Annotated in this window: 22 protein-coding genes and 1 other annotated feature; of the genes, 16 read left to right on the top strand and 6 right to left on the bottom strand. The window is 52.3% G+C overall.

Annotation, left to right across the window (positions count from 1 at the left end; genetic code table 11):
• Positions 1-6: 6 nt before the first annotated feature.
• From creB to creD, 3 genes are read left to right on the top strand one after another with little or no spacing between them, the layout of a single operon-like run.
• On the top strand, positions 7-696 hold the full coding sequence (gene creB, locus GUC46_RS20310; RefSeq protein ID WP_044713001.1) for a two-component system response regulator CreB: 690 nt from the start codon (positions 7-9) through the stop codon (positions 694-696).
• A complete protein-coding gene (gene creC, locus GUC46_RS20305) occupies positions 696-2,120 on the top strand; it encodes a two-component system sensor histidine kinase CreC (RefSeq protein ID WP_130715190.1) in 1,425 nt (474 codons plus the stop codon). Before creB ends, creC begins: the two co-directional genes overlap by 1 nt.
• 57 nt (positions 2,121-2,177) lie before the next feature.
• Positions 2,178-3,539, top strand: a complete 1,362-nt coding sequence (gene creD / locus GUC46_RS20300) for a cell envelope integrity protein CreD (protein WP_032937489.1) — start codon at positions 2,178-2,180, stop codon at positions 3,537-3,539.
• Between the two features lie 60 nt (positions 3,540-3,599).
• On the opposite strand, the gene arcA is transcribed toward creD, so the two are convergent.
• Positions 3,600-4,316 carry a two-component system response regulator ArcA gene (gene arcA, locus GUC46_RS20295; protein ID WP_001194359.1) on the bottom strand — a complete coding sequence of 239 codons (717 nt, stop codon included), beginning with the start codon at positions 4,314-4,316 and terminating at the stop codon, positions 3,600-3,602.
• A 95-nt stretch (positions 4,317-4,411) separates the two neighbouring features.
• On the opposite strand from arcA, the gene yjjY reads away from it, so the two are divergent.
• From yjjY to thrC, 6 genes are all read left to right on the top strand, one after another.
• Complete coding sequence (yjjY, locus tag GUC46_RS20290; RefSeq protein WP_042998021.1) at positions 4,412-4,552, top strand: protein YjjY; 141 nt, start codon at positions 4,412-4,414, stop codon at positions 4,550-4,552.
• A 398-nt stretch (positions 4,553-4,950) separates the two neighbouring features.
• Positions 4,951-5,637 (top strand): tRNA/rRNA methyltransferase, encoded by a 687-nt coding sequence (locus tag GUC46_RS20285; RefSeq protein WP_003018988.1) that lies wholly within the window; start codon positions 4,951-4,953, stop codon positions 5,635-5,637.
• Between the two features lie 206 nt (positions 5,638-5,843).
• Positions 5,844-5,970: a sequence feature (Thr leader region), on the top strand.
• Complete coding sequence (gene thrL / locus GUC46_RS20280) at positions 5,849-5,914, top strand: thr operon leader peptide (protein ID WP_032337689.1); 66 nt, start codon at positions 5,849-5,851, stop codon at positions 5,912-5,914. (Overlaps the previous feature by 66 nt.)
• Before the next feature lie 23 nt (positions 5,971-5,993).
• Positions 5,994-8,456: a bifunctional aspartate kinase/homoserine dehydrogenase I gene (thrA, locus tag GUC46_RS20275; protein ID WP_130715188.1), complete on the top strand. Its 2,463-nt coding sequence runs from the start codon at positions 5,994-5,996 to the stop codon at positions 8,454-8,456.
• Between the two features lies 1 nt (position 8,457).
• Positions 8,458-9,387 (top strand): homoserine kinase, encoded by a 930-nt coding sequence (gene thrB / locus GUC46_RS20270; RefSeq protein ID WP_003018982.1) that lies wholly within the window; start codon positions 8,458-8,460, stop codon positions 9,385-9,387.
• A gap of 3 nt (positions 9,388-9,390) precedes the next feature.
• Positions 9,391-10,677, top strand: coding sequence for a threonine synthase (gene thrC, locus GUC46_RS20265; protein WP_003018980.1), 1,287 nt, complete (start codon positions 9,391-9,393; stop codon positions 10,675-10,677).
• A gap of 84 nt (positions 10,678-10,761) precedes the next feature.
• Here the strand turns inward: thrC and yaaA are convergent, their stop codons facing one another.
• Together yaaA and GUC46_RS20255 are read right to left on the bottom strand one after the other, a co-directional pair.
• Positions 10,762-11,535: a peroxide stress protein YaaA gene (gene yaaA, locus GUC46_RS20260; RefSeq protein ID WP_003018978.1), complete on the bottom strand. Its 774-nt coding sequence runs from the start codon at positions 11,533-11,535 to the stop codon at positions 10,762-10,764.
• 77 nt (positions 11,536-11,612) lie between these two features.
• Positions 11,613-13,043, bottom strand: a complete 1,431-nt coding sequence (locus GUC46_RS20255) for a sodium:alanine symporter family protein (protein ID WP_160180654.1) — start codon at positions 13,041-13,043, stop codon at positions 11,613-11,615.
• Between the two features lie 274 nt (positions 13,044-13,317).
• Between GUC46_RS20255 and tal the strand changes: the two genes are divergently transcribed.
• The 3 genes from tal to GUC46_RS20240 all read left to right on the top strand — a co-directional run bounded on the left by tal (position 13,318) and on the right by GUC46_RS20240 (position 16,401).
• A complete protein-coding gene (gene tal / locus GUC46_RS20250) occupies positions 13,318-14,271 on the top strand; it encodes a transaldolase (RefSeq protein ID WP_003018974.1) in 954 nt (317 codons plus the stop codon).
• Positions 14,272-14,381: 110 nt separating this feature from the next.
• The gene (mog, locus tag GUC46_RS20245) at positions 14,382-14,969 is read left to right on the top strand and encodes a molybdopterin adenylyltransferase (RefSeq protein ID WP_160180652.1); all 588 of its coding nucleotides are present in this window, start codon (positions 14,382-14,384) and stop codon (positions 14,967-14,969) included.
• Positions 14,970-15,093: 124 nt separating this feature from the next.
• A complete protein-coding gene (locus GUC46_RS20240) occupies positions 15,094-16,401 on the top strand; it encodes an MFS transporter (protein WP_003018971.1) in 1,308 nt (435 codons plus the stop codon).
• A gap of 34 nt (positions 16,402-16,435) precedes the next feature.
• Here GUC46_RS20240 and satP read toward each other — a convergent pair whose 3' ends face one another.
• From satP to GUC46_RS20225, 3 genes are all read right to left on the bottom strand, one after another.
• Complete coding sequence (satP, locus tag GUC46_RS20235; RefSeq protein ID WP_003018969.1) at positions 16,436-17,002, bottom strand: acetate uptake transporter; 567 nt, start codon at positions 17,000-17,002, stop codon at positions 16,436-16,438.
• A gap of 148 nt (positions 17,003-17,150) precedes the next feature.
• Positions 17,151-17,864 (bottom strand): acidic protein MsyB, encoded by a 714-nt coding sequence (gene msyB, locus GUC46_RS20230; protein WP_003837316.1) that lies wholly within the window; start codon positions 17,862-17,864, stop codon positions 17,151-17,153.
• Positions 17,865-17,897: 33 nt separating this feature from the next.
• Positions 17,898-18,302 carry a DUF2541 family protein gene (locus tag GUC46_RS20225; protein ID WP_003018965.1) on the bottom strand — a complete coding sequence of 135 codons (405 nt, stop codon included), beginning with the start codon at positions 18,300-18,302 and terminating at the stop codon, positions 17,898-17,900.
• 383 nt (positions 18,303-18,685) lie between these two features.
• Between GUC46_RS20225 and dnaK the strand changes: the two genes are divergently transcribed.
• The 4 genes from dnaK (at position 18,686) to nhaR (ending at position 24,138) form a co-directional block, all read left to right on the top strand.
• On the top strand, positions 18,686-20,608 hold the full coding sequence (gene dnaK, locus GUC46_RS20220) for a molecular chaperone DnaK (RefSeq protein WP_003018959.1): 1,923 nt from the start codon (positions 18,686-18,688) through the stop codon (positions 20,606-20,608).
• Positions 20,609-20,693: 85 nt separating this feature from the next.
• Positions 20,694-21,827, top strand: a complete 1,134-nt coding sequence (dnaJ, locus tag GUC46_RS20215; protein WP_003837322.1) for a molecular chaperone DnaJ — start codon at positions 20,694-20,696, stop codon at positions 21,825-21,827.
• 206 nt (positions 21,828-22,033) lie between these two features.
• Complete coding sequence (gene nhaA, locus GUC46_RS20210; protein WP_003018952.1) at positions 22,034-23,200, top strand: Na+/H+ antiporter NhaA; 1,167 nt, start codon at positions 22,034-22,036, stop codon at positions 23,198-23,200.
• A 38-nt stretch (positions 23,201-23,238) separates the two neighbouring features.
• On the top strand, positions 23,239-24,138 hold the full coding sequence (gene nhaR, locus GUC46_RS20205; protein WP_003837333.1) for a transcriptional activator NhaR: 900 nt from the start codon (positions 23,239-23,241) through the stop codon (positions 24,136-24,138).
• Positions 24,139-24,172 lie beyond the last annotated feature (34 nt).

The following is a 24,172-nucleotide window of genomic DNA, read 5'->3' as shown; positions in this document are numbered from 1 at the left end:
AGCACAATGCAACAGCCGTTGATTTGGTTGGTTGAGGATGAGCAGGGAATCGCTGATACGCTTATCTACATGCTGCAGCAAGAGGGGTTTAGCGTAGAGGCGTTTGAGCGCGGATTTCCCGTGCTGGAGAAGTCTCGCCAGCAATGCCCTGATGCCATCATTCTGGATGTCGGGCTACCGGATATAAGCGGTTTTGAACTGTGCCGACGTTTACTTGAACGCCACCCGGCGTTGCCGATCCTGTTTCTGACCGCACGCAGCGATGAAGTGGATCGCCTGTTGGGGCTGGAAATTGGCGCGGATGACTATGTTGCCAAGCCTTTCTCGCCGCGTGAAGTGTGCGCTCGTGTGCGTACGCTGCTGCGGCGGGTGCAAAAATTCTCCACGCCTTCATTGACAACGCGCTGTGGGGATTTTGAACTTAATGAGCTGGCCGCGCAGATTACCTGGTTCGGCATGCCGTTGAACCTGACGCGTTATGAATTCCTGCTGCTGAAAACACTGCTGATGTCGCCGGGACGTATTTACTCCCGCCAACAACTGATGGATTTAGTCTGGGCCGATGCGCAGGATACCTTTGACAGAACGGTCGATACCCACATCAAAACGCTGCGCGCCAAGCTGCGGGCCATCAACCCCGAGCTTTCCCCCATCAATACGCATCGCGGTATGGGATACAGCCTGAGGAGCGTCTGATGCGCATTGGCATGCGTTTGCTGCTCGGCTATTTTCTGATTGTTGCCGTCGCTGCCTGGTTCGTTCTGTCGATCTTTGTGCAGGAAATTAAGCCAGGCGTCCGTCGAGCGACTGAAGGCTCATTGATTGATACCGCCACGCTGCTGGCTGCGCTGGCGCGTGATGACTTACTCTCTGACACCCCCGCCACCGGCAAGCTGGCGCAGGCCTTTTCGCAACTGCATAACCGCCCATTCCGCGCCAATATCAGCGGCATTAACAAAGTACGTAATGAATACCATGTCTACATGACGGACGCGCAGGGCAAGGTGGTGTTTGATTCAGCTAACCAGGCCGTCGGTCAGGACTACTCCCGCTGGAACGACGTGTGGTTAACGTTACGTGGGCAGTATGGCGCTCGTAGTACGCCGCAAAACCCGGATGATCCGGAAAGCTCGGTGATGTACGTTGCCGCGCCGATTGTAGACGGTGGTCGTATTATCGGTGTGCTCAGTGTCGGCAAACCAAATGCAGCGATGGCGCCGGTGATTAAACGCAGTGAACGGCGAATGCTGTGGGCCAGCGCCGTATTGCTGGGTATTGCCCTGGTGATTGGCTTCGGGATGGTATGGTGGATAAACCGCTCCATTGCCCGGCTGGCGCGTTATGCCGATTCCGTTACTGAGAATCGCCCCGTCCCACTGCCTGATTTAGGCAGTAGCGAGTTACGCAAACTGGCGCAGGCGCTGGAAAGTATGCGTCTGAAGCTCGAAGGCAAGAACTACATTGAGCAGTATGTCTACGCGTTAACGCATGAGCTGAAAAGCCCGCTGGCGGCCATTCGTGGCGCGGCAGAGATACTGCGCGAAGGTCCGCCGCCAAACGTGGTAGCGCGCTTTACCGATAATATTCTGACGCAAAATGCGCGCATGCAGGCGCTGGTTGAAACCTTGTTACGTCAGGCGCGACTGGAGAATCGGCAGGACATTACGTTGACGCCAGTGGCGGTAGATGCGCTGTTTGCTCAGCTTAAAGAGGCGCGTAGCGTGCAGCTGGCGGCAAAAAACATCACGCTGACCATTCTGCCTTCATCGCTTAGCGTCGCAGCCGATCCCGCGTTACTGGAGCAGGCATTGGGGAATTTACTCGACAACGCTATCGACTTTACGCCACAGGACGGGACGATTGTGCTGAGTGCACATCAGCACGAGGATCGGGTCACGTTGCAGGTTACCGACAGCGGTAGCGGGATCCCTGACTTTGCGTTGCCGCGTATTTTTGAGCGCTTCTACTCGCTGCCCCGCGAGAATGGACACAAGAGCAGCGGTTTGGGGCTGGCGTTTGTCAGTGAAGTTGCACGACTGCATGAAGGCGCGGTGACATTATCTAACCGACCAGAGGGCGGTGCACAAGCTTCGTTTACGCTTCACCGTCACTTCACATAACTTCAAATTCTCCGCACATAGCTGTTCTACCTTGCTGATATTGCAAAGGAGAACGCTATGTTGAAATCACCCCTGTTCTGGAAAATCGTCACTCTGGGTGGCGCCATGCTGCTGCTGTTAATTCCCCTGACAATGGTCAGGCAGATAATCGTAGAGCGATCGGATTATCGCAATGACGTTGAAGATGCAATCCGCCAGAGCACCAGCGGACCGCAAAAGATGGTCGGCCCGTTGATAGCCATTCCGGTGACAGAGCTTTATACCTCGCTGGAGGATGGCAAAGAGATCCAGCGTAAGCGAAGCTATATCCATTTCTGGCTGCCGGAGTCGTTGGTGGTTGAGGGGAGTCAGAACGTTGAAGCGCGTAAAATCGGTATTTATGAGGGCCAGGTCTGGCACAACGATATCTCGGTGAAGGCCGAGTTTAACGCTGAACGTTTGCGTGATTTAAACCATCCCAACGTCAGCGTCGGCAAACCATTTATCGTGGTTGGCGTGGGGGATGCGCGCGGGATTGGTGTGGTGCAAGCGCCGCAGGTCAATGGAACGTCGCTGGCGGTTGAGCCGGGGACGGGGTTGGATGGACGTGCGCAGGGGATCCACATTCCGTTACCCGACGCGAGCTGGGCGGAGCAAAACCTGAGCATGACGCTGTCGCTGAATTTGAGCGGAACAGGAGATTTCTCCGTTGTTCCGGTTGGCCGTAACAGTGAAATGACCTTAACCAGCAATTGGTCGCATCCCAACTTTCTTGGGGATTTTCTTCCGGCTAAGCGCGAAATCAGTAAGTCTGGATTCAATGCCCAGTGGCAAAGCAGTTGGTTTGCCAATAACCTCGGCGAACGCTTTGATGGCGAAAAGATTGGCTGGGAGGGAATGCCTGCATTTAGCGTCGCTGTCGCCACGCCTGCGGATCAATACCAACTGACGGACAGGGCGACAAAATATGCCATTTTGCTGATTGTGCTGACCTTTATGTCTTTCTTTGTTCTTGAAAGCATGACCAGCCTTCGACTGCACCCGATGCAGTACCTGCTGGTGGGATTATCGCTGGTGATGTTTTATCTGTTGCTGCTGGCGTTGTCAGAACATATTGGTTTTACCGCCGCGTGGATTACGGCGAGTCTGGTGGGGGCGTTGATGAACGGTGTGTATCTGCAGGCGATATTACAGGGTTGGCTTAAGAGTATTTTGTTCACCGTAGCGCTGCTGGGGCTGGATGGTGTGATGTGGGTGTTGCTCCGTTCACAGGACAGCTCTTTACTGCTGGGAACCGGCGTGCTGTTGGTCGCGTTGTGTGGCGTGATGTTCCTGACGCGTCATCTTGACTGGCACTCGCTGGCACAGCCAAAACCAAAGCCGACAGAAATTCCGGAGTCTCAGCCTGCGCAGAGTGACGAGTTTCGCTTATGGAAATAGGGCTGTGGTGAAATGAAAAACGGCGCATATTGCGCCGTTTTTTTACCTGTGAGGATCGAATTAATCCTGCAGGTCGCCGCAGAAACGGTAGCCTTCACCGTGAATGGTGGCGATAATTTCTGGCGTATCCGGCGTTGATTCGAAATGTTTACGAATGCGGCGGATAGTCACGTCAACGGTACGGTCATGCGGCTTCAGTTCGCGACCGGTCATTTTTTTCAGCAGTTCTGCGCGAGACTGGATTTTGCCCGGATTCTCACAGAAGTGAAGCATGGCGCGGAATTCGCTGCGTGGCAGTTTATACTGCTCGCCATCAGGACCAATCAGAGAGCGGCTGTTGATGTCCAGCTCCCAGCCATTGAACTTGTAGCTCTCGACGCTACGGCGTTCTTCGCTGACGGTACCCAGGTTCATGGTACGCGACAGCAGGTTACGAGCACGGATAGTCAGTTCGCGCGGGTTAAACGGCTTGGTGATGTAATCGTCTGCGCCGATTTCGAGGCCGAGAATTTTATCGACTTCGTTATCACGGCCCGTCAGGAACATCAGCGCAACGTTAGCTTGTTCGCGGAGTTCGCGCGCTAACAGGAGGCCATTTTTCCCAGGCAGATTGATATCCATAATCACAAGGTTGATGTCATATTCAGAGAGAATCTGATGCATTTCCGCGCCATCTGTCGCTTCGAATACATCATAGCCTTCTGCTTCGAAAATGCTTTTCAACGTGTTGCGTGTTACTAACTCGTCTTCAACGATAAGAATGTGCGGGGTCTGCATGTTTGCTACCTAAATTGCCAACTAAATCGAAACAGGAAGTACAAAAGTCCCTGACCTGCCTGATGCATGCCGTAAATTAACATGATCGGCGTAACATGACTAAAGTACGTAATTGCGTTCTTGATGCACTTTCCATCAACGTCAACAACATCATTAGCTTGGTCGTGGGTAGTTTCCCTCTGGACCCGACAGTGTCAAAAACGGCTGTCATCCTAACCATTTTAACAGCAACATAACAGGCTAAGACATGCCGGACACCCAATAAAACTACGCTTCGTTGACATATATCAAGTTCAATTGTAGCACGTTAACAGTTTGATGAAATCAACGTATCCAAATGTTTGCTTTCATCACAATATTGCAATATTACAACTAGTTGCACGCGCTAATTAATAAATGTAATGAATCCAACCAATGCGATCCATTTTAAATTAAATTATCATGGATAAACAGAAGGATATGCAACTTTTGTTAACATAAAGGGCAATAGTTCAGTCTGGAAATAGTTTAGCATTTTTTACCGGATGCGAAATGCTTTTTCAGTGATTTCTGTTAAAAATATGTAAATTCGCGCTGCGTAATATGTTGATGCACGTCACATTATTACCTGCACACAGGCCAAAAGAGTATCGAAATGCGTTTAACAATTATTCTGGTTGCCCCCGCCAGAGCGGAAAATATTGGTGCGGCAGCCCGTGCGATGAAGACCATGGGATTCACTCAGTTGCGGATCGTTGACAGCGAGGCCCACCTGGAACCTGCCACGCGATGGGTTGCGCATGGGTCGGGTGATATTATTGATAATATTAACGTTTTTCCAACGTTAGCCGAGGCGCTTCACGACGTGGATTTTACCGTCGCGACCACGGCGCGCAGCCGCGCGAAGTTTCATTATTACGCTACGCCGGTCGAACTGGTTCCCCTGTTGCAGGAAAAATCAACGTGGATGGATCACGCCGCGCTGGTTTTTGGTCGTGAAGATTCGGGGCTGACCAACGAAGAATTGGCTCTGGCGGATGTCCTCACCGGGGTACCGATGGTGGCTGACTATCCATCACTCAATTTGGGGCAGGCGGTGATGGTGTATTGCTATCAATTAGCAGGTTTAATACAACAACCGGCCAGAAACATTGAGATGACGGATGAGCATCAGCTACAGGCATTGCGCGAACGTGTTTTGCGTTTATTAGCCACGCTGAACGTTTCTGACGACATTAAGTTGACGGACTGGCTGCAACAGCGAATGGGTCTGTTAGAGCAGCGAGACACGGCAATGTTGCACCGTTTTTTACATGATATAGAAAAAAATCTAACAAAATAAAGTTTTGATCAATGTTTGTTGTGCAGTGTTTTGCTCTGGTTTCAAGTGGGCGAGACATGCTGTATTGGTTGAAAGTAAAAGGGCAAGCAGTCGCTCATGAACAAGTTTCGGAATGTGATCAATTTAAAAATTTATTGACTTAGGTCAGCAGATACTTTAACCCTAAAAGAATACAAGACAGACAGATAATAATTACAGAGCACACAACATCATGAAACGCATCAGCATCACTATTACCACAACCATCACCATTACCACAGGTAACGGTGCGGGCTGACGCGTACAGGAAACACAAGAAAAAGCCCGCACCTAAACAGTGCGGGCTTTTTTTTCGACCAAAGGCAATGAGGTAAACCATGCGAGTGTTGAAGTTCGGCGGTACATCAGTGGCAAATGCAGAGCGCTTTCTGCGGGTTGCCGATATTCTGGAAAGCAATGCCAGACAGGGGCAGGTCGCGACCGTGCTCTCTGCCCCCGCAAAAATTACCAACCATCTGGTGGCGATGATTGAGAAGACCATCGGTGGTCAGGATGCTTTAGCCAATATCAGCGACGCCGAACGTATTTTCTCTGAGCTATTGGTGGGTTTGGCCGCCGCGCAGCCGGGTTTTCCGTTGGCCCCGCTCAAAGCCTTTGTTGAACAAGAGTTTGCCCAGATTAAACACGTCCTGCATGGCATCAGCCTGTTGGGACAGTGCCCGGACAGCATCAATGCCGCGCTTATCTGCCGTGGCGAAAAAATGTCGATCGCCATCATGGCAGGCCTGCTGGAAGCGCGCGGGCACAACGTGACGGTCATCGATCCGGTGGAGAAATTGCTGGCAGTCGGCCATTACCTCGAATCTACCGTTGATATCGCCGAATCTACGCGCCGCATTGCCGCCAGCCGTATTCCTGCGGACCACATGATTTTGATGGCCGGATTTACCGCCGGGAATGAGAAAGGTGAGTTAGTGGTGCTGGGGCGTAATGGCTCCGACTACTCTGCCGCCGTACTGGCCGCCTGTTTGCGCGCGGATTGTTGTGAGATCTGGACCGATGTTGACGGCGTATATACTTGCGATCCGCGTCAGGTACCCGACGCCCGACTGCTGAAGTCGATGTCTTATCAGGAAGCGATGGAGCTTTCTTACTTCGGCGCCAAAGTGCTGCACCCGCGCACCATTACCCCTATTGCCCAGTTCCAGATCCCTTGCCTGATTAAAAATACCGGCAATCCACAAGCGCCTGGCACGTTGATTGGCGCCAGCAGTGATGACGACGATTTGCCGGTAAAAGGTATTTCTAATCTCAATAACATGGCGATGTTTAGCGTTTCCGGCCCAGGAATGAAAGGCATGGTGGGTATGGCGGCACGCGTTTTTGCCGCAATGTCGCGTGCGGGCATTTCGGTAGTGCTGATCACCCAATCCTCTTCCGAATACAGCATCAGCTTCTGCGTCCCGCAGGGCGACTGCGCGCGTGCGCAACGCGCCATGCAGGATGAATTCTACCTCGAACTGAAAGAAGGCCTGCTGGAGCCGCTGGCGGTGACTGAGCGTCTGGCTATCATCTCTGTTGTTGGCGATGGTATGCGTACTCTGCGTGGCATTTCGGCGAAATTCTTTGCCGCATTGGCTCGCGCGAACATCAATATCGTGGCGATCGCCCAGGGTTCGTCTGAGCGTTCTATTTCAGTGGTGGTGAACAACGACGACGCGACCACCGGCGTTCGCGTGACCCATCAAATGCTGTTCAACACCGACCAGGTGATTGAAGTGTTTGTGATTGGCGTAGGCGGGGTGGGCGGTGCGCTACTGGAGCAGCTTAAACGTCAGCAAACCTGGCTCAAAAAGAAGCATATCGATCTGCGCGTGTGCGGCGTGGCGAATTCGAAGGCTCTGCTGACCAACGTCCATGGTTTGAATCTGGAAAACTGGCAGGCGGAGCTGGAAAGCGCGAAAGAGCCATTCAACCTTGGGCGCTTAATTCGCCTGGTGAAAGAATATCATCTGCTTAATCCGGTGATTGTCGACTGTACGTCAAGCCAGGCGGTGGCGGATCAGTATGCTGATTTCCTGCGCGAAGGCTTCCATGTGGTTACGCCGAACAAAAAGGCCAACACCTCGTCGATGGATTACTACCATCAGCTGCGTTTTGCCGCCGCGAAGTCCCGGCGTAAATTCCTCTACGACACCAACGTGGGCGCAGGCTTGCCGGTAATTGAAAACCTGCAAAACCTGCTCAGCGCAGGTGATGAATTGCAGCGTTTCTCCGGTATTCTTTCCGGCTCGCTGTCGTTTATTTTCGGCAAGCTGGATGAAGGCATGAGCTTCTCGCAAGCCACCACCATGGCGCGTGAGATGGGCTATACCGAGCCCGATCCGCGTGACGATCTTTCCGGCATGGATGTGGCACGTAAGCTGCTGATCCTCGCCCGTGAGACAGGTCGTGAGCTGGAGCTTTCAGACGTGGTCATTGAGCCAGTTCTGCCAAAAGAGTTTGATGATTCCGGTGATGTATCCGCGTTTATGGCGAAATTGCCACAGCTGGATGACGTCTTTGCCGCGCGCGTGGCGAAAGCCCGTGATGAGGGAAAAATATTGCGTTATGTTGGCAATATCGAAGAGGACGGCGTTTGTCGCGTGAAAATTGATGCAGTAGACGGCAACGATCCGCTGTTTAAAGTGAAAAACGGTGAGAACGCGCTGGCATTCTATAGCCACTACTATCAGCCGTTACCATTGGTTCTGCGCGGATATGGCGCGGGTAACGACGTGACGGCAGCGGGCGTCTTTGCCGACCTGCTACGCACCCTTTCATGGAAGTTAGGAGTCTGACATGGTGAGAGTTTATGCCCCGGCTTCTAGTGCCAATATGAGCGTCGGGTTTGATGTGCTTGGTGCGGCAGTAACTCCGGTGGACGGTTCGCTGTTGGGCGATGTGGTGTCCGTTGAGGCGGCTGATCAGTTCAGCCTGAACAACCTTGGGCGCTTTGCCAACAAGCTGCCGTCAGAGCCGCGCGAAAATATTGTCTATCAGTGTTGGGAGCGATTCTGCCAGGAGCTGGGTAAAACGGTTCCGGTGGCGATGACGCTGGAAAAAAATATGCCGATTGGCTCCGGGTTAGGCTCCAGCGCCTGTTCCGTCGTGGCGGCGTTAGTCGCTATGAACGAACACTGCGGTAAGCCGCTCAACGATACGCGCCTGTTGGCGATAATGGGCGAGCTGGAAGGGCGTATCTCCGGCAGTATTCATTACGATAATGTTGCCCCGTGCTTTTTGGGCGGCATGCAGTTAATGATCGAAGAAAACGGCATTATCAGCCAGCAGGTGCCAGGCTTTGATGAGTGGCTATGGGTACTGGCGTATCCGGGGATTAAAGTGTCGACGGCAGAAGCGCGGGCGATTCTACCTGCGCAGTATCGCCGTCAGGACTGTATCGCCCACGGGCGACATCTGGCTGGATTTATCCATGCCTGCTATTCCCGTCAGCCTGGGCTTGCCGCGAAGCTGATGAAGGACGTCATTGCTGAGCCGTATCGTACCCGCTTGCTACCAGGCTTTAGTCAGGCGCGTCAGGCGGTAACAGAAATTGGCGCGCTGGCCAGCGGGATCTCCGGGTCAGGGCCGACGCTGTTCGCCTTGTGCGATAAGCCGGATACGGCGCAGCGCGTAGCAGATTGGCTGAGTAAAAATTACCTGCAAAATCAGGAAGGCTTTGTTCATATTTGCCGGCTGGACACGGCGGGCGCACGGGTACTGGGATAATCAATGAAACTGTATAATCTGAAAGATCATAACGAGCAGGTCAGCTTTGCGCAGGCCGTCACGCAAGGGCTTGGCAAGAATCAGGGATTGTTTTTTCCGCACGATCTACCGGAATTCAATCTGACAGAAGTGGATGAGATGCTGAACCAGGACTTCGTTAGCCGCAGCGCGAAGATCCTGTCCGCATTTATTGGTGATGAGATCCCTCAGGAAATTCTGGAAAAACGCGTGCGTGCTGCATTTGCTTTTCCGGCACCGGTTGCTCAGGTTGCCGCAGATGTCGGCTGTCTGGAACTGTTCCACGGCCCTACGCTTGCATTTAAAGACTTTGGCGGGCGCTTTATGGCGCAAATGCTGACGCACATCAGCGGCGACAAGCCGGTAACCATTCTGACGGCGACCTCAGGTGATACTGGCGCGGCGGTTGCACATGCCTTTTATGGCCTGAAAAATGTGCGCGTGGTGATCCTCTACCCGAACGGCAAGATCAGCCCATTACAGGAAAAACTGTTCTGTACGCTGGGCGGTAACATTGAAACTGTAGCGATTGATGGCGATTTTGATGCCTGCCAGGCGCTGGTGAAACAGGCGTTTGATGACGAAGAGCTGAAGGTGGCTCTGGGACTGAACTCGGCTAATTCAATTAACATCAGCCGTCTGCTGGCGCAAATCTGTTACTACTTTGAGGCTGTGGCTCAGCTACCGCAAGAGGCGCGGAATCAGCTGGTGATTTCTGTTCCCAGCGGTAACTTTGGCGATCTGACCGCCGGGCTGCTGGCGAAATCACTGGGCTTGCCGGTGAAGCGTTTTATCGCCGCGACTAACGTTAACGATACGGTTCCGCGTTTCCTTGCTGAAGGTGAGTGGGCGCCGAAAGCGACTCAGGCGACGTTATCGAATGCGATGGATGTCAGCCAGCCGAACAACTGGCCGCGCGTGGAAGAACTGTTCCGCCGTAAAATCTGGCGTCTGAATGAGCTGGGTTATGCCGCCGTTGATGATGCCACGACTCAGGACACCATGCGTGAGTTACATGAGATAGGCTACACCTCAGAACCGCATGCGGCGGTGGCTTACCGTGCGCTGCGTGACCAACTGAACCCTGGCGAGTACGGCCTGTTCCTTGGTACTGCGCATCCGGCGAAGTTTAAAGAAAGCGTTGAAGAGATTCTTGATCTGACGTTGGCGTTGCCAAAAGAGCTGGCGGAACGCGCGGACTTGCCGCTGCTTTCTCATCACCTGCCTGCTGATTTTGCGCAACTGCGTAAGCTGATGATGACCCGCAGTTAACGGTGGTGCCCGCTGGCGCTTTGCTTAGCGGGCCTACAAAACCTGTAGGCCGGATAAGGCGTTAGCCGTCATCCGGCATGTAAATTATTGCTCGTGGCGTTTAAACACCAGTTCGCCGTTTCCTGACGCTTCTTCATCAAAGAAATAGCCTTCGCTGTTAAATGCGGTCAGCTGTTCCGGCTGCGTTAAGCGGTTCTCAATGATGTAGCGGCTCATCAGGCCGCGCGCTTTCTTGGCATAAAAGCTGATGACTTTGAACTTGCCGTTTTTCTCGTCGAGGAAAACTGGTTTAATCAGCTCGGCATTGAGCTTTTTCGGCTTCACGGATTTAAAATACTCATCCGAAGCGAGATTAATCACCACGCTGTCGCCTTGTGCTTCAAGTGCTTCATTAAGTTTATCGGTGATGATATCTCCCCAGAACTGGTAGAGATCTTTACCCTTCGCATTGGCCAAACGAATGCCCATCTCCAGACGATAAGGCTGCATCAAATCCAGTGGACGTAGAACGCCGTACAGTCCGGACAACATCCGTAAATGCTGCTGAGCGAAGTCGAAATCCGCCTCGCTGAAGGTTTCAGCCTGCAGCCCGGTATACACGTCGCCCTTAAATGCCAGAATGGCCTGGCGCGCATTGTCCGGCGTGAAGTCAGGCTGCCAGTCATGGAAACGCGTGGCATTCAAATCCGCCAGTTTGTCGCTAATTCCCATCAGCTTGCCAATCTGCGGCGCAGAGAGCTGGCGCGCCACATGGATAAGCTGCTGAGAGTGATCCAGCAGTTCGGGTAGCGTATGGCGTGTTGTTGCCAGCGGACTTTGGTAGTCGAGCGTTTTTGCAGGTGAAATCAGAATCAGCATATCCAGTCCTTGCAGGAAATTTACTGCGACTTTAGCAAAAAAAACGACAGATTTGATCGATGGTTGTGATTGCCGCGCTATCCGCGCGGCGTTTCATCCCAGCTTTCGGGGGCAAGCTGTTGTCTGATATCAGGATAACGGTGCGGATCGAATTCCGGGCGCACCCCGAGTTTACGCTGGCGCAGATAGTCGCTGGCGATGGTATGGACAACCGGAGAAAGCAGCAGAATCGCTGTCAGGTTAGTAATGGCCATACAAGCCATAATGATATCGGCCAACTGCCAGACCAGCGGGAAGCTGACAAACGTTCCGCCGATAATGGTGCTAATGGTAGCGATTCGCAATAGCCAGATGACGCGCATATTGTCCAGTTTCAGAAAGACGAGATTGTTCTCAGCATAGATGTAGTTGGCGACGATCGAGCTAAAGGCAAAGAGAATCACAATAAAAGCCACGAATCCGGCTCCCCATTCTCCCGTCAGCGTTACCATTGCTTTTTGAAGTAACTGGATGCCTTCCATTGGCACATAGCTGGTGCCATTGCCTGCCAACAGAATAATCATCGCGCTAGCCGTACAGACCACGAGAGTGTCGCCTAATACCCCAATCATTTGCACAATGCCTTGTGCCGCAGGATGCGGTGGCCAGGAGGCGGCCGATGCGGCTGCATTCGGCGTAGATCCCATTCCGGCTTCGTTAGAAAACATGCCGCGCTGAAAACCGTTGGCAATAGCCTGGCTTAGCGTATATCCGGCCGCACCCGCTGCTGCTTCCTGCCAGCCAAAGGCGCTTTTTATAATGGTGACGATAATGTCGGGAAGCTGCCCGATATGCCACAGACAGATGATGATGCTACTTCCAACCCACAGCAGTGCCATCATCGGAACGAACCATTGCATCAGGCGTGCGACGCCTTTAATACCGCCGACGATGACCAGTAATGACACTATTGCCAGTGCGATACCGGAGAAGAGGGGAGGGATGTCAAAAGCAAAGGTCAACGCACGAGAGACCGAGTTCGCCTGAACGCTGTTAAAAATCAGTCCATAGGCAATCAGTAAAAAGATGGCAAAAAGGACGCCCATCCAGCGCATGCCCAGACCACGTGCCATATACCACGCAGGACCACCGCGGAACTGTCCTTTGCTATCGGGTTCTTTATACAGTTGGGCAAGTGAGCACTCGGCGAATGACGTTGCCATACCAATGACCGCTGAGACCCACATCCAGAAAATGGCTCCAGGGCCGCCAGCGGCGATCGCCAACGCTACGCCGGCCAGGTTCCCGCTACCGATACGCGCGGCAAGGCTGGTGCACAGAGCCTGAAAGGAAGTTAAACCGCCCGGCTGCGGGCTAATGCTGTTTTTAAGACTTGTGCCAAACTGGCGAATGTAGCGGAACTGCACGAACCCTGTACGCCAGGTGAACCAACATCCTGCGCCAAGCAGGAGGTAGATCATCACCGATCCCCAGAGTATTTCATTAATAAATGAGAAAAAATCAGGCATTAACATCCCTCTTGTTGATGCCGGTAAGCGCGAAGATTTCCGTGTAAGCGCTACCAATAATCGACCAGTATATACCTTGTCATGAGAGTGATTGCGGGAGTTTATCATAACAATCGTTATATCCCGCAATTGCGCATCACAGGCTTTGAGATGCGTAATCAGGGCTGAGCAGCGGGTCGGACAATCCAGGCGGTTGCGCTGAGAGTGCGTCGTGCTATCATCAGGGAAGATCGGTTACATCCCCCTAACAAGCTGTTTAAAGAGAATCGCTATCATGACGGACAAATTGACCTCCCTTCGTCAGTTCACCACAGTAGTGGCCGACACCGGAGACATCGCGGCAATGAAGCTGTATCAGCCTCAGGATGCCACAACTAACCCTTCTCTCATTCTTAACGCAGCGCAGATCCCAGAATACCGCAAGCTGATTGATGACGCTGTAGCCTGGGCTAAGCAGCAGAGCAACGACCGCGCACAGCAGATCGTCGACGCGACCGACAAACTGGCAGTAAATATCGGTCTGGAGATCCTGAAACTGGTCCCGGGTCGTATCTCTACTGAAGTTGACGCTCGTCTGTCTTACGACACCGACGCGTCCATCGCGAAAGCAAAACGTCTGATCAAGATGTACAACGACGCTGGCATCAGCAACGATCGCATTCTGATTAAACTGGCTTCAACCTGGCAGGGCATCCGTGCCGCTGAGCAGCTGGAAAAAGAAGGCATTAACTGTAACCTGACTCTGCTGTTCTCCTTCGCGCAGGCACGTGCATGTGCAGAAGCTGGCGTATACCTGATTTCTCCGTTCGTTGGTCGTATTCTTGACTGGTACAAAGCCAACACCGACAAGAAAGAGTATGCACCGGCAGAAGATCCGGGTGTGGTTTCCGTAACGGAAATCTACGAGTACTACAAACAGCACGGTTACGAAACCGTGGTGATGGGTGCGAGCTTCCGTAACATCGGCGAAATCATTGAGCTGGCAGGCTGCGATCGTCTGACGATTGCTCCGGCACTGCTGAAAGAGCTGGCGGAAAGCGAAGGCGCTATCGAACGTAAACTGTCCTTCTCCGGCGAAGTGAAAGCGCGTCCTGCACGCATCACCGAAGCTGAGTTCCTGTGGCAGCACAACCAGGATCCGATGGCTGTAGATAAACTGGCGGACGGTATCCGTAAGTTTGCTGTAGACCAGGGTAAACTGGAAAAAATGATCGGCGATCTGCTGTAATCATTAACGCGTGGCCCTGATATGGGTCACGCTACCTCTTCTGAAACCTGTCTGTCCTTCCTTTCGCAGTGTATCATTCTGTTTAACGAGACTGTTTAAACGGAATAATCATGAATACTTTACGCATTGGCCTGGTTTCCATTTCTGACCGTGCTTCCAGCGGCGTTTACCAGGATAAAGGTATCCCGGCCCTTGAAGAGTGGCTGGCATCTGCCCTTACCACCCCTTTTGAGCTGCAAACGCGACTGATCCCGGATGAACAGGCGATCATCGAACAGACCTTATGCGAGCTGGTTGATGAAATGAGCTGTCATCTGGTGCTGACAACCGGCGGAACGGGTCCGGCACGTCGCGACGTGACCCCCGATGCTACGCTTGCCGTGGCTGACCGCCAGATGCCAGGCTTTGGCGAACAGATGCGCCAGATAAGTCTGCACTTTGTGCCAACGGCTATTCTCTCCCGCCAGGTCGGTGTTATTCGCAAACAGGCGTTGATCCTGAATCTGCCTGGGCAGCCGAAATCGATCAAAGAAACGCTGGAAGGTGTGAAAGATGCCGACGGTAAGGTTATCGTACCGGGTATTTTTGCAAGTGTACCGTATTGTATACAGTTGCTGGATGGGCTGTATGTGGAAACCGCACCGGCTGTTGTAGCATCTTTTCGTCCTAAAAGCGCAATTCGCGATACAAACGCCTGAAAGTAGCCCGATCGTGACATAAGTGCCAATCACAGTGGAGTATTGAATTGTTTACGATATAGTAATTTTTGCTTTACATATATCGACAGATAGATTCAATAACTCCACTGACTGATGGTTTGCTATGTCACAACACACTCGACCGCTGAATCGCCAGGATTATAAAACTCTTACGCTTGCTGCCCTCGGCGGCGCGCTTGAGTTTTATGATTTCATTATCTTCGTCTTCTTTGCCGCTGTTGTTGGTGAACTCTTCTTTCCGGCAGACATTCCTGAGTGGCTACGTCAGGTGCAAACCTTCGGCATTTTTGCCGCCGGATATCTGGCGCGTCCGCTGGGTGGCATCATCATGGCGCACTTTGGCGATCTGGTCGGGCGTAAGAAAATGTTCACCCTGAGCATTTTGCTGATGGCGATACCGACGCTGGCGATTGGTCTTTTGCCTACCTACGCCTCAATGGGGATCCTCGCACCGCTGTTGTTACTGCTGATGCGCATTTTGCAAGGCGCTGCCATCGGTGGAGAAGTGCCGGGCGCGTGGGTGTTCGTGGCGGAGCATGTACCGGAGCGCCGCATCGGCATTGCCTGTGGCACGCTGACCGCCGGGCTGACGGTGGGGATTCTGTTGGGATCGGTGGTTGCGACGCTGGTGAATACCAACCTGACGCAACAGGCGGTGCATGACTACGGCTGGCGTATCCCGTTCCTGTTGGGGGGCGTTTTTGGGCTGGTGGCGATGTACCTGCGTCGCTGGTTGCAGGAAACGCCCATCTTCCTAGAAATGCAGCAGCGTAAAGCACTTGCGCAAGAGCTACCGGTGAAGTCGGTGGTGAGTAAGCATAAAAAAGCGGTGGTTATTTCAATGCTGCTGACCTGGTTGTTATCGGCCGGGATTGTGGTGGTGATCCTGATGTCACCAGTCTGGTTGCAGAAGCAGTATGGCTTTGCACCCGCGCTAACGCTACAGGCCAACAGTGTCGCTACCATTATGCTGTGCGTCGGCTGTCTGCTGGCCGGATTTATTGTCGACCGGGTCGGCGCCAGCAAAACCTTTATTGTCGGCAGCCTGCTGCTGGCCTGTTCGAGCTGGTTTTTCTATCACCTGACCGGCAGCCATCCTCAGCACTTGTTCCTGTTATACGGGCTGGTGGGATTATGCGTTGGCGTGGTCGGCGCAGTGCCTTATGTAATGGTGCGGGCGTTTCCGGCGGAAGTCCGTTTTACCGGTATTTCCTTTTCCTATAACGTCTCATATGCCATTTTTGGTGGTCTGACGCCAATCGCCGTGACGATGTTAATGGGCGTGTCGCCAATGGCTCCGGCCTGGTATGTGCTGGCGTTATCGCTGGTGGGGTTAGGTCTGGGGATTTGGCTGCGACAGGATATTTATCATCGCGATACGAGCGTACAGGGAGAGTTACAGCGTTTGTAAGGAATATCCCCCCTTCAGGGGGGATATTGTCAGATTAGTGCGCTTCACCAATCGGCAGGATGGTACGGCCAAACTGTTCGTTCAGCACTTCACCCATCGCCAGGTAAATGGCGCTTGCACCACACACTAAGCCAACCCAACCCGCTACGTGAATGATTGCTTCGTTACCTGCAATGTTGCCAACGGCCAGCAGGGCGAACAGCACTGTCAGGCTCAGGAACACGAACTGCAGCATGCGCGCGGCTTTCAGCGTACCGAAGAACATGAACAGAGTGAACACGCCCCACAGACCCAGGTAAGCGCCCAGGAACTGACCATTGGTTGCATCCGCGAGGCCCATTTTCGGCATCAGCAGAATCGCAACCAGCGTCAGCCAGAACGAACCGTAGGAGGTAAAGGCGGTTAAACCGAAGGTGTTGCCTTTTTTATATTCCAGAAGACCGGCAAAAATTTGCGCGATACCGCCGTAGAAAATGCCCATCGCCAGAATAATAACGTCTAAAGCGAAGAAACCCGCGTTATGCAGGTTAAGCAGAATGGTGGTCATGCCAAAGCCCATCAGGCCCAGCGGTGCCGGATTAGCCAACTTAGTGTTGCCCATAATTCCTCAAAATCATCATTGATTGAATGGTGAAATAGTTTCCCCAAATAACGATCACTGTCTTCGGGGCGCGGCATAATAATCAGGGGAGAGGGCACTGTCTATGATCTAACGAAGGGAAAACGAATTATTTTCCCTGTGATGGGCATCACGCTTGTGCGTGGTTGAACATTCTGCGCAGGCAGGCAATGTGGAGTACAGCCGGGATCGTCACCCGATAAGCGCTGCCGCTCACCGCTTTAACCCCGTTTAAAGCCGCACCTACCGGGCCGCCAAGTCCGGCTCCGCGCAGTAATCCGTGCCCGATTACGCTGACGGCGGCGTGGGTTCGCAGAATTTTGGTTAACTGGCCGGAGAGCAGGTGAGAGACGCCTTTTGCCAGGTGACGATCCTTCAATAATAACGGTAGCAGTTCTTCCAGTTCAGAAACTTTTGCATCGACAGCCTGCAGAAATTCCTGCTTTTGTCCGGCATCCATTTTTTGCCAGGCGTTGCGTAAAAAGTGCTCCAGCAGAGACTGTTCAATTTCGAACGTGGACATCTCTTTATCAGCTTTAATCTTCAGACGCTTCGAAACGTCCAGCAAAATCGCCCGATACAGTTTTCCATGTCCACGGAGTTTATTGGCAATGCTGTCGCCCCCATAATGCTGCAGTTCGCCAGCAATCAGTTGCCAGTTGCGGCGGTGCTGTTCCGGATGTCCTTCCATCGATTTAAATAAATCGTTGTGGTTGAGAACGCTCGACAGACGGGCTTTCCCCTTTTCATTATGTGTAAGCAGGCGGGTAATATTGGCGAGCTGCTCCTCACTGCAATGCTGAAGAAAATCGAGATCGTCGTCATTCAAATAGGTGACATTCATGTTTCTATGGCTTTTGAATAAAAGTATGGGGAATTAGTCGTCGCCGATGATTTTCAGCGTCGCCATATCAGAAGAGTTCACCGTATGGCCGGAGAAGGTAATTTTTTTCACGCAGCGCTTATTGTCGTTGTCGCTATTGATGTTGATCCAATTGGTCGTTTGCCCTTCTTTGATGGAGGAAGGCACGTTCAGACTCTGGCTGGACATGCGGGCAGCTTTGAAATAAACCGATGCACCACTGAGCTGTAAATCACCATGATCGGCCGTAAGTTGAATGCGTTTCACCACGCGGCAAACGGGAAGTTTCAGCGTCAGATCGTTGGTTTCATTACGGGGCATGGCGATCACGCCGAGGACTTTATGATCGTTAGCGTGTGCGGCGCTGCTCAGCAGCAGGCCCATAAGCAGGCTGGCGGAAAGGGTTAATACGGATTTCATGGAATTTCTCTTTGACGGCTGTAAAAGTGTGTCGTTTCAGACCATCTTACCGCTGTCAGAATCATGATTCATGCTTGTAATCTTTTCTTTTTATTACAATTTTTATGTGAATGGCTGTGCTGAATTTATCTGTTTTGTGAATTAATTTTGATTTGAGACTATTCATTTTTTAATCTTTTAGCCTTTTTTCTGCGATTTTATTGCCACAAGGCTAAAAAAAATTTTCATGCCCCCCTTGATGACGTGGGTTACGACCCCATCTTGTAAGCAACCGCAGTGGTGAGTCTGAAAAAAAACGATTCAGGGTAGTTGAAACCGCACGTTTCGCCCTTATTACAGATTCACAACCACATGATGACCGAATTTTTAGTGGAGACGTTTAGATGGGTAAAATTATTGGTATCGACCTGGGTACTACCAACTCTTGTGTAGCGATTATGGATGGCACTACTGCACGTGTGCTGGAGAACGCCGAGGGCGATCGCACCACGCCTTCTATCATTGCTTATACCCAGGATGGTGAAACTCTGGTTGGTCAGCCGGCTAAACGTCAGGCAGTGACAAACCCGCAAAACACCCTGTTTGCGATTAAACGCCTGATTGGCCGCCGCTTCCAGGACGAAGAAGTACAGCGTGATGAAGCCATCATGCCGTACAAAATCATCGGTGCTGACAACGGTGATGCATGGATTGACGTAAAAGGTCAGAAACTGGCACCGCCGCAGATTTCTGCTGAAGTGCTGAAAAAAATGAAGAAAACGGCTGAAGATTACCTGGGTGAGCCGGTAACTGAAGCAGTTATCACCGTACCTGCATACTTTAACGATGCTCAGCGTCAGGCAACTAAAGACGCCGGTCGTATCGCAGGTCTGGAAGTAAAACGTATCATCAACGAACCAACCGCAGCTGCGCTGGCTTACGGTCTGGATAAAGAAGTCGGCAACCGTACTATCGCGGTATATGACCTCGGTGGTGGTACTTTCGATATCTCTATTATCGAAATCGACGAAGTTGACGGCGAAAAAACCTTCGAAGTTCTGGCAACCAACGGTGATACCCACCTGGGTGGTGAAGACTTCGACAGCCGTATGATCAACTACCTGGTTGACGAGTTTAAGAAAGATCAGGGTATCGACCTGCGTAATGACCCGCTGGCGATGCAGCGTCTGAAAGAAGCCGCTGAGAAAGCGAAGATCGAGCTGTCTTCCGCTCAGCAGACCGACGTGAACCTGCCGTACATCACTGCAGACGCGACCGGTCCGAAACACATGAACATCAAAGTGACCCGTGCGAAACTGGAAAGCCTGGTTGAAGACCTGGTTAACCGTTCTATCGAGCCGCTGAAAGTTGCTCTGCAGGATGCTGGCCTGTCCGTATCTGATATCAACGACGTTATCCTCGTTGGTGGTCAGACGCGTATGCCGATGGTGCAGAAGAAAGTCGCTGAGTTCTTCGGTAAAGAACCGCGTAAAGACGTTAACCCGGACGAAGCCGTAGCAATCGGTGCTGCTGTTCAGGGTGGTGTATTGACCGGTGATGTTAAAGACGTGCTGCTGCTGGACGTTACCCCGCTGTCTCTGGGGATCGAAACCATGGGTGGCGTAATGACTCCGCTGATCGCGAAAAACACCACTATCCCGACCAAGCACAGCCAGGTGTTCTCTACCGCTGAAGACAACCAGTCTGCGGTAACCATCCATGTGCTGCAGGGTGAACGTAAACGTGCTGCTGATAACAAAGATCTGGGTCAGTTTAACCTGGATGGTATCAGCCCGGCTCCGCGCGGTATGCCGCAGATCGAAGTTACTTTTGACATCGATGCCGACGGTATCCTGCACGTTTCCGCGAAAGACAAAAACAGCGGTAAAGAGCAGAAGATCACCATCAAGGCTTCTTCTGGTCTGAACGAAGAAGAAATTCAGAAAATGGTTCGCGAAGCAGAAGCGAACGCAGAATCTGACCGTAAGTTTGAAGAGCTGGTTCAGACCCGTAACCAGGGTGACCATCTGCTGCACAGCACTCGCAAGCAGGTTGAAGAAGCAGGCGACAAACTGCCGGCTGACGACAAAACTGCCATCGAGTCTGCACTGACCGCGCTGGAAACTTCTCTGAAAGGTGAAGACAAAGCGGATATCGAAGCGAAAATGCAGGCGCTGGCACAGGTTTCCCAGAAACTGATGGAAATCGCTCAGCAGCAGCACGCACAGCAACAGGCTGGTGCAGCAGGCGCTGATGCTTCTGCAAATAACGCTAAAGATGACGACGTTGTCGACGCCGAGTTTGAAGAAGTGAAAGACAAAAAATAATCGCCCTTTGAACGGGTAATTACTGGCACGGGCGAAGAGGTTTCCTCTCCGCCCGTGCACGCATGTTAGGGGCAGATAAAAAGAGATGGCTAAGCAAGACTATTACGAGATTTTAGGCGTTTCCAAATCAGCGGAAGAGCGTGAAATCAAAAAGGCCTACAAGCGCCTGGCCATGAAATATCATCCGGACCGCAACCAGGGTGATAAAGAGGCCGAAGCCAAGTTTAAAGAGATCAAAGAAGCGTACGAGATCCTGACCGATGCGCAAAAACGTGCGGCCTACGATCAGTACGGTCATGCTGCGTTTGAGCAAGGCGGTATGGGCGGCGGCGGCGGTTTTGGCGGCGGGGCTGACTTCAGCGATATCTTTGGTGACGTGTTTGGCGATATCTTTGGCGGCGGTCGTGGTCGTCAGCGCGCCTCACGTGGTGCTGATTTACGTTACAACATGGATCTCACTCTGGAAGAAGCCGTGCGTGGCGTCACCAAAGAGATCCGTATTCCGACTCTGGAAGAGTGTGACGTCTGCCACGGTAGCGGCGCAAAGGCGGGCACTCAGCCGCAAACCTGTCCAACCTGTCACGGTTCCGGTCAGGTGCAGATGCGTCAGGGCTTTTTTGCCGTACAGCAGACCTGTCCACACTGTCAGGGCCGCGGTACGCTGATCAAAGATCCGTGCAACAAATGCCACGGGCATGGTCGCGTTGAGAAGAGCAAAACGCTGTCTGTTAAAATCCCGGCTGGGGTTGATACCGGCGACCGTATCCGTTTGTCTGGTGAAGGCGAAGCCGGTGAGCATGGCGCGCCAGCAGGTGATTTGTACGTTCAGGTGCAAGTAAAACAACACCCAATTTTCGAACGTGAAGGCAATAACCTCTACTGCGAAGTGCCGATTAACTTTGCGATGGCTGCTCTGGGCGGCGAGATTGAAGTCCCGACGCTGGACGGTCGCGTGAAGCTAAAAATTCCGGGCGAAACGCAAACTGGCAAACTTTTCCGCATGCGTGGAAAGGGCGTCAAGTCTGTACGCGGTGGCGCTCAGGGAGACCTGCTGTGCCGCGTGGTAGTGGAAACCCCGGTTGGCCTGAATGACAAGCAGAAGCAACTGCTGAAAGATTTGCAGGACAGCTTTGGCGGCCCGACGGGTGAACAAAACAGTCCGCGCTCCAAAAGTTTCTTCGACGGTGTGAAGAAGTTCTTTGACGATCTGACTCGCTAATTCGCCGTTTTATCTCGAATAAAAAGCCTGGGACTGAAAAGCCTCAGGCTTTTTTATTTCTGTTTTCCGCTCGGAAAATCTTTATCGACTTTATTTGGATACATCGTAAAAACCGATCTATCAATCACAAATAATCTAATTTTAACGAGCTTTTTGAGGGTGTAAGATAGTATTTACGAAGTATTCACCCAATAGAGAGAATAAAAGTGAAACATCTGCATCGTTTTTTTAGTAGTGACGCCTCGGGGGGCATCATTCTGATCATCGCTGCCGTGGTCGCTATGCTGATGGCAAACATCGGGGTAACCAGTGGATGGTACCACGCCTTTTTGGAAACGCCCGTTCAACTGCGGGTTGGCGCGCTTGAGATCAACAAAAATATGCTGCTGTGGATCAACGACGCGTTGATGGCGGTGTTCTTCCTGTTGATTGGTCTGGAGGTGAAGCGTGAGTTGATGCAAGGCTCGCTGGCCAGCCTGCGTCAGGCAGCGTTTCCGATCATTGCCGCTATCGGGGGCATGATTGTCCCGGCGCTGCTGTACCTGGCATTCAACTATGCCGATCCCATCACCCGTGAAGGGTGGGCGATCCCGGCGGCAACGGACATCGCTTTTGCGTTAGGTGTGCTGGCGTTGTTGGGCAGCCGCGTTCCGCTGGCGTTGAAAATATTCCTGATGGCGCTGGCGATTATTGATGACCTCGGCGCTATCGTAATCATCGCACTGTTCTACACCAGCGATCTCTCGCTGCTGTCGCTGGGCGTTGCCGCGTGTGCCATTCTCGTCCTGGCGGCCTTGAATCTGTGCGGAGTGAGACGTACCGGGATTTATATTCTGGTTGGCGTGGTGCTGTGGACTGCCGTACTGAAGTCGGGCGTGCATGCAACTTTGGCGGGTGTGATCGTCGGCTTCTTTATTCCGTTGAAGGAAAAACACGGGCGTTCACCGGCGAAGCGACTGGAGCATGTTCTGCATCCATGGGTGGCATACCTGATCCTGCCACTGTTTGCCTTCGCCAACGCGGGCGTTTCACTGCAGGGCGTTACTATTGATGGACTGACCTCGGTGTTACCGCTGGGGATCATTGCCGGCCTGTTGATCGGCAAACCACTGGGTATCAGCCTGTTTTGCTGGCTGGCGTTACGCCTTAAGGTGGCGCAATTGCCGGAGGGAACGAACTTCCAGCAAATTATGGCGGTCGGCATTCTGTGCGGCATTGGCTTTACGATGTCGATTTTTATCGCCAGCCTGGCGTTTGGGAACGTCGATCCTGAGCTGATTAACTGGGCGAAACTGGGGATCCTGATCGGTTCCTTGCTGTCGGCGGTAATAGGTTACTGCTGGTTACGCACCCGGTTGAACGCGTCAGCCTGACGGGATAACCCTTTTGTGACAATTTTCAGGGAGTGAGTATGTCTCATATAAACTACAACCACCTGTACTACTTTTGGCATGTCTATAAAGAAGGTTCGGTGGTTGGCGCTGCAGAAGCGCTTTATCTGACGCCGCAGACCATTACCGGGCAGATTAAAGCGCTTGAGGAACGTTTGCAGGGAAAGCTGTTCAAGCGCAAGGGGCGTGGACTGGAGCCTAGTGAGTTAGGCGAATTGGTTTTTCGTTATGCGGATAAGATGTTCACCTTAAGCCAGGAAATGCTGGATATCGTGAACTACCGCAAAGAGTCTAATTTACTGTTTGATGTCGGCGTGGCGGATGCGCTATCGAAGCAGCTGGTCAGCAGCGTGCTGGATGCCGCTGTGGTTGAAGATGAACAAATCCATCTGCGTTGTTTTGAGTCAACACATGAGATGCTGTTGGATCAACTCAGTCAGCATAAGCTGGATATGATTATCTCCGACTGCCCGATCGACTCTACGCAGCAGGAAGGGCTGTTCTCAGTGCGGATAGGCGAATGCAGCGTGAGTTTTTGGTGCACCAAACCGTTGCCTGAAAAACCCTTCCCGGCCTGCCTTGAGGAGCGTCGATTACTGATCCCTGGACGTCGTTCAATGCTCGGTCGTAAGCTGCTGAATTGGATCAACTCACAAGGATTGAATGTCGAAATCCTCGGCGAGTTTGATGACGCTGCGCTGATGAAAGCGTTTGGCGCAACGCATAATGCCATTTTCGTTGCACCTACGCTGTATTCACACAATTTCTATGCCGATGATTCTATTGTTGAAATTGGACGCGTAGAGAATGTGATGGAGGAGTATCACGCCATATTTGCTGAAAGGATGATCCAGCATCCGGCGGTGCAGCGTATTTGCAATACGGACTACTCAGCACTGTTCAAGTCGCCACAGGTCTAAACGCCTTCATGTTGCCGGCTGCGGTGTACTAACC

The sequence above is a fragment of the Citrobacter sp. LUTT5 genome, from assembly GCF_009905315.1.
Lineage (GTDB): Bacteria > Pseudomonadota > Gammaproteobacteria > Enterobacterales > Enterobacteriaceae > Citrobacter > Citrobacter freundii.
This window is presented reverse-complemented; position numbering and strand designations above follow the sequence as displayed.

What these genes read in the sequence shown, in the direction of transcription:
- creB (WP_044713001.1), top strand. Translation starts at nt 7, where the DNA reads ATGCAACAGCCGTTGATTTGGTTGGTTGAGGATGAGCAGGGAATCGCT.
- creC (WP_130715190.1), top strand. Translation starts at nt 696, where the DNA reads ATGCGCATTGGCATGCGTTTGCTGCTCGGCTATTTTCTGATTGTTGCC.
- creD (WP_032937489.1), top strand. Translation starts at nt 2,178, where the DNA reads ATGTTGAAATCACCCCTGTTCTGGAAAATCGTCACTCTGGGTGGCGCC.
- arcA (WP_001194359.1), bottom strand. Translation starts at nt 4,316, where the DNA reads ATGCAGACCCCGCACATTCTTATCGTTGAAGACGAGTTAGTAACACGC.
- yjjY (WP_042998021.1), top strand. Translation starts at nt 4,412, where the DNA reads ATGACTAAAGTACGTAATTGCGTTCTTGATGCACTTTCCATCAACGTC.
- GUC46_RS20285 (WP_003018988.1), top strand. Translation starts at nt 4,951, where the DNA reads ATGCGTTTAACAATTATTCTGGTTGCCCCCGCCAGAGCGGAAAATATT.
- thrA (WP_130715188.1), top strand. Translation starts at nt 5,994, where the DNA reads ATGCGAGTGTTGAAGTTCGGCGGTACATCAGTGGCAAATGCAGAGCGC.
- thrB (WP_003018982.1), top strand. Translation starts at nt 8,458, where the DNA reads ATGGTGAGAGTTTATGCCCCGGCTTCTAGTGCCAATATGAGCGTCGGG.
- thrC (WP_003018980.1), top strand. Translation starts at nt 9,391, where the DNA reads ATGAAACTGTATAATCTGAAAGATCATAACGAGCAGGTCAGCTTTGCG.
- yaaA (WP_003018978.1), bottom strand. Translation starts at nt 11,535, where the DNA reads ATGCTGATTCTGATTTCACCTGCAAAAACGCTCGACTACCAAAGTCCG.
- GUC46_RS20255 (WP_160180654.1), bottom strand. Translation starts at nt 13,043, where the DNA reads ATGCCTGATTTTTTCTCATTTATTAATGAAATACTCTGGGGATCGGTG.
- tal (WP_003018974.1), top strand. Translation starts at nt 13,318, where the DNA reads ATGACGGACAAATTGACCTCCCTTCGTCAGTTCACCACAGTAGTGGCC.
- mog (WP_160180652.1), top strand. Translation starts at nt 14,382, where the DNA reads ATGAATACTTTACGCATTGGCCTGGTTTCCATTTCTGACCGTGCTTCC.
- GUC46_RS20240 (WP_003018971.1), top strand. Translation starts at nt 15,094, where the DNA reads ATGTCACAACACACTCGACCGCTGAATCGCCAGGATTATAAAACTCTT.
- satP (WP_003018969.1), bottom strand. Translation starts at nt 17,002, where the DNA reads ATGGGCAACACTAAGTTGGCTAATCCGGCACCGCTGGGCCTGATGGGC.
- msyB (WP_003837316.1), bottom strand. Translation starts at nt 17,864, where the DNA reads ATGAATGTCACCTATTTGAATGACGACGATCTCGATTTTCTTCAGCAT.
- GUC46_RS20225 (WP_003018965.1), bottom strand. Translation starts at nt 18,302, where the DNA reads ATGAAATCCGTATTAACCCTTTCCGCCAGCCTGCTTATGGGCCTGCTG.
- dnaK (WP_003018959.1), top strand. Translation starts at nt 18,686, where the DNA reads ATGGGTAAAATTATTGGTATCGACCTGGGTACTACCAACTCTTGTGTA.
- dnaJ (WP_003837322.1), top strand. Translation starts at nt 20,694, where the DNA reads ATGGCTAAGCAAGACTATTACGAGATTTTAGGCGTTTCCAAATCAGCG.
- nhaR (WP_003837333.1), top strand. Translation starts at nt 23,239, where the DNA reads ATGTCTCATATAAACTACAACCACCTGTACTACTTTTGGCATGTCTAT.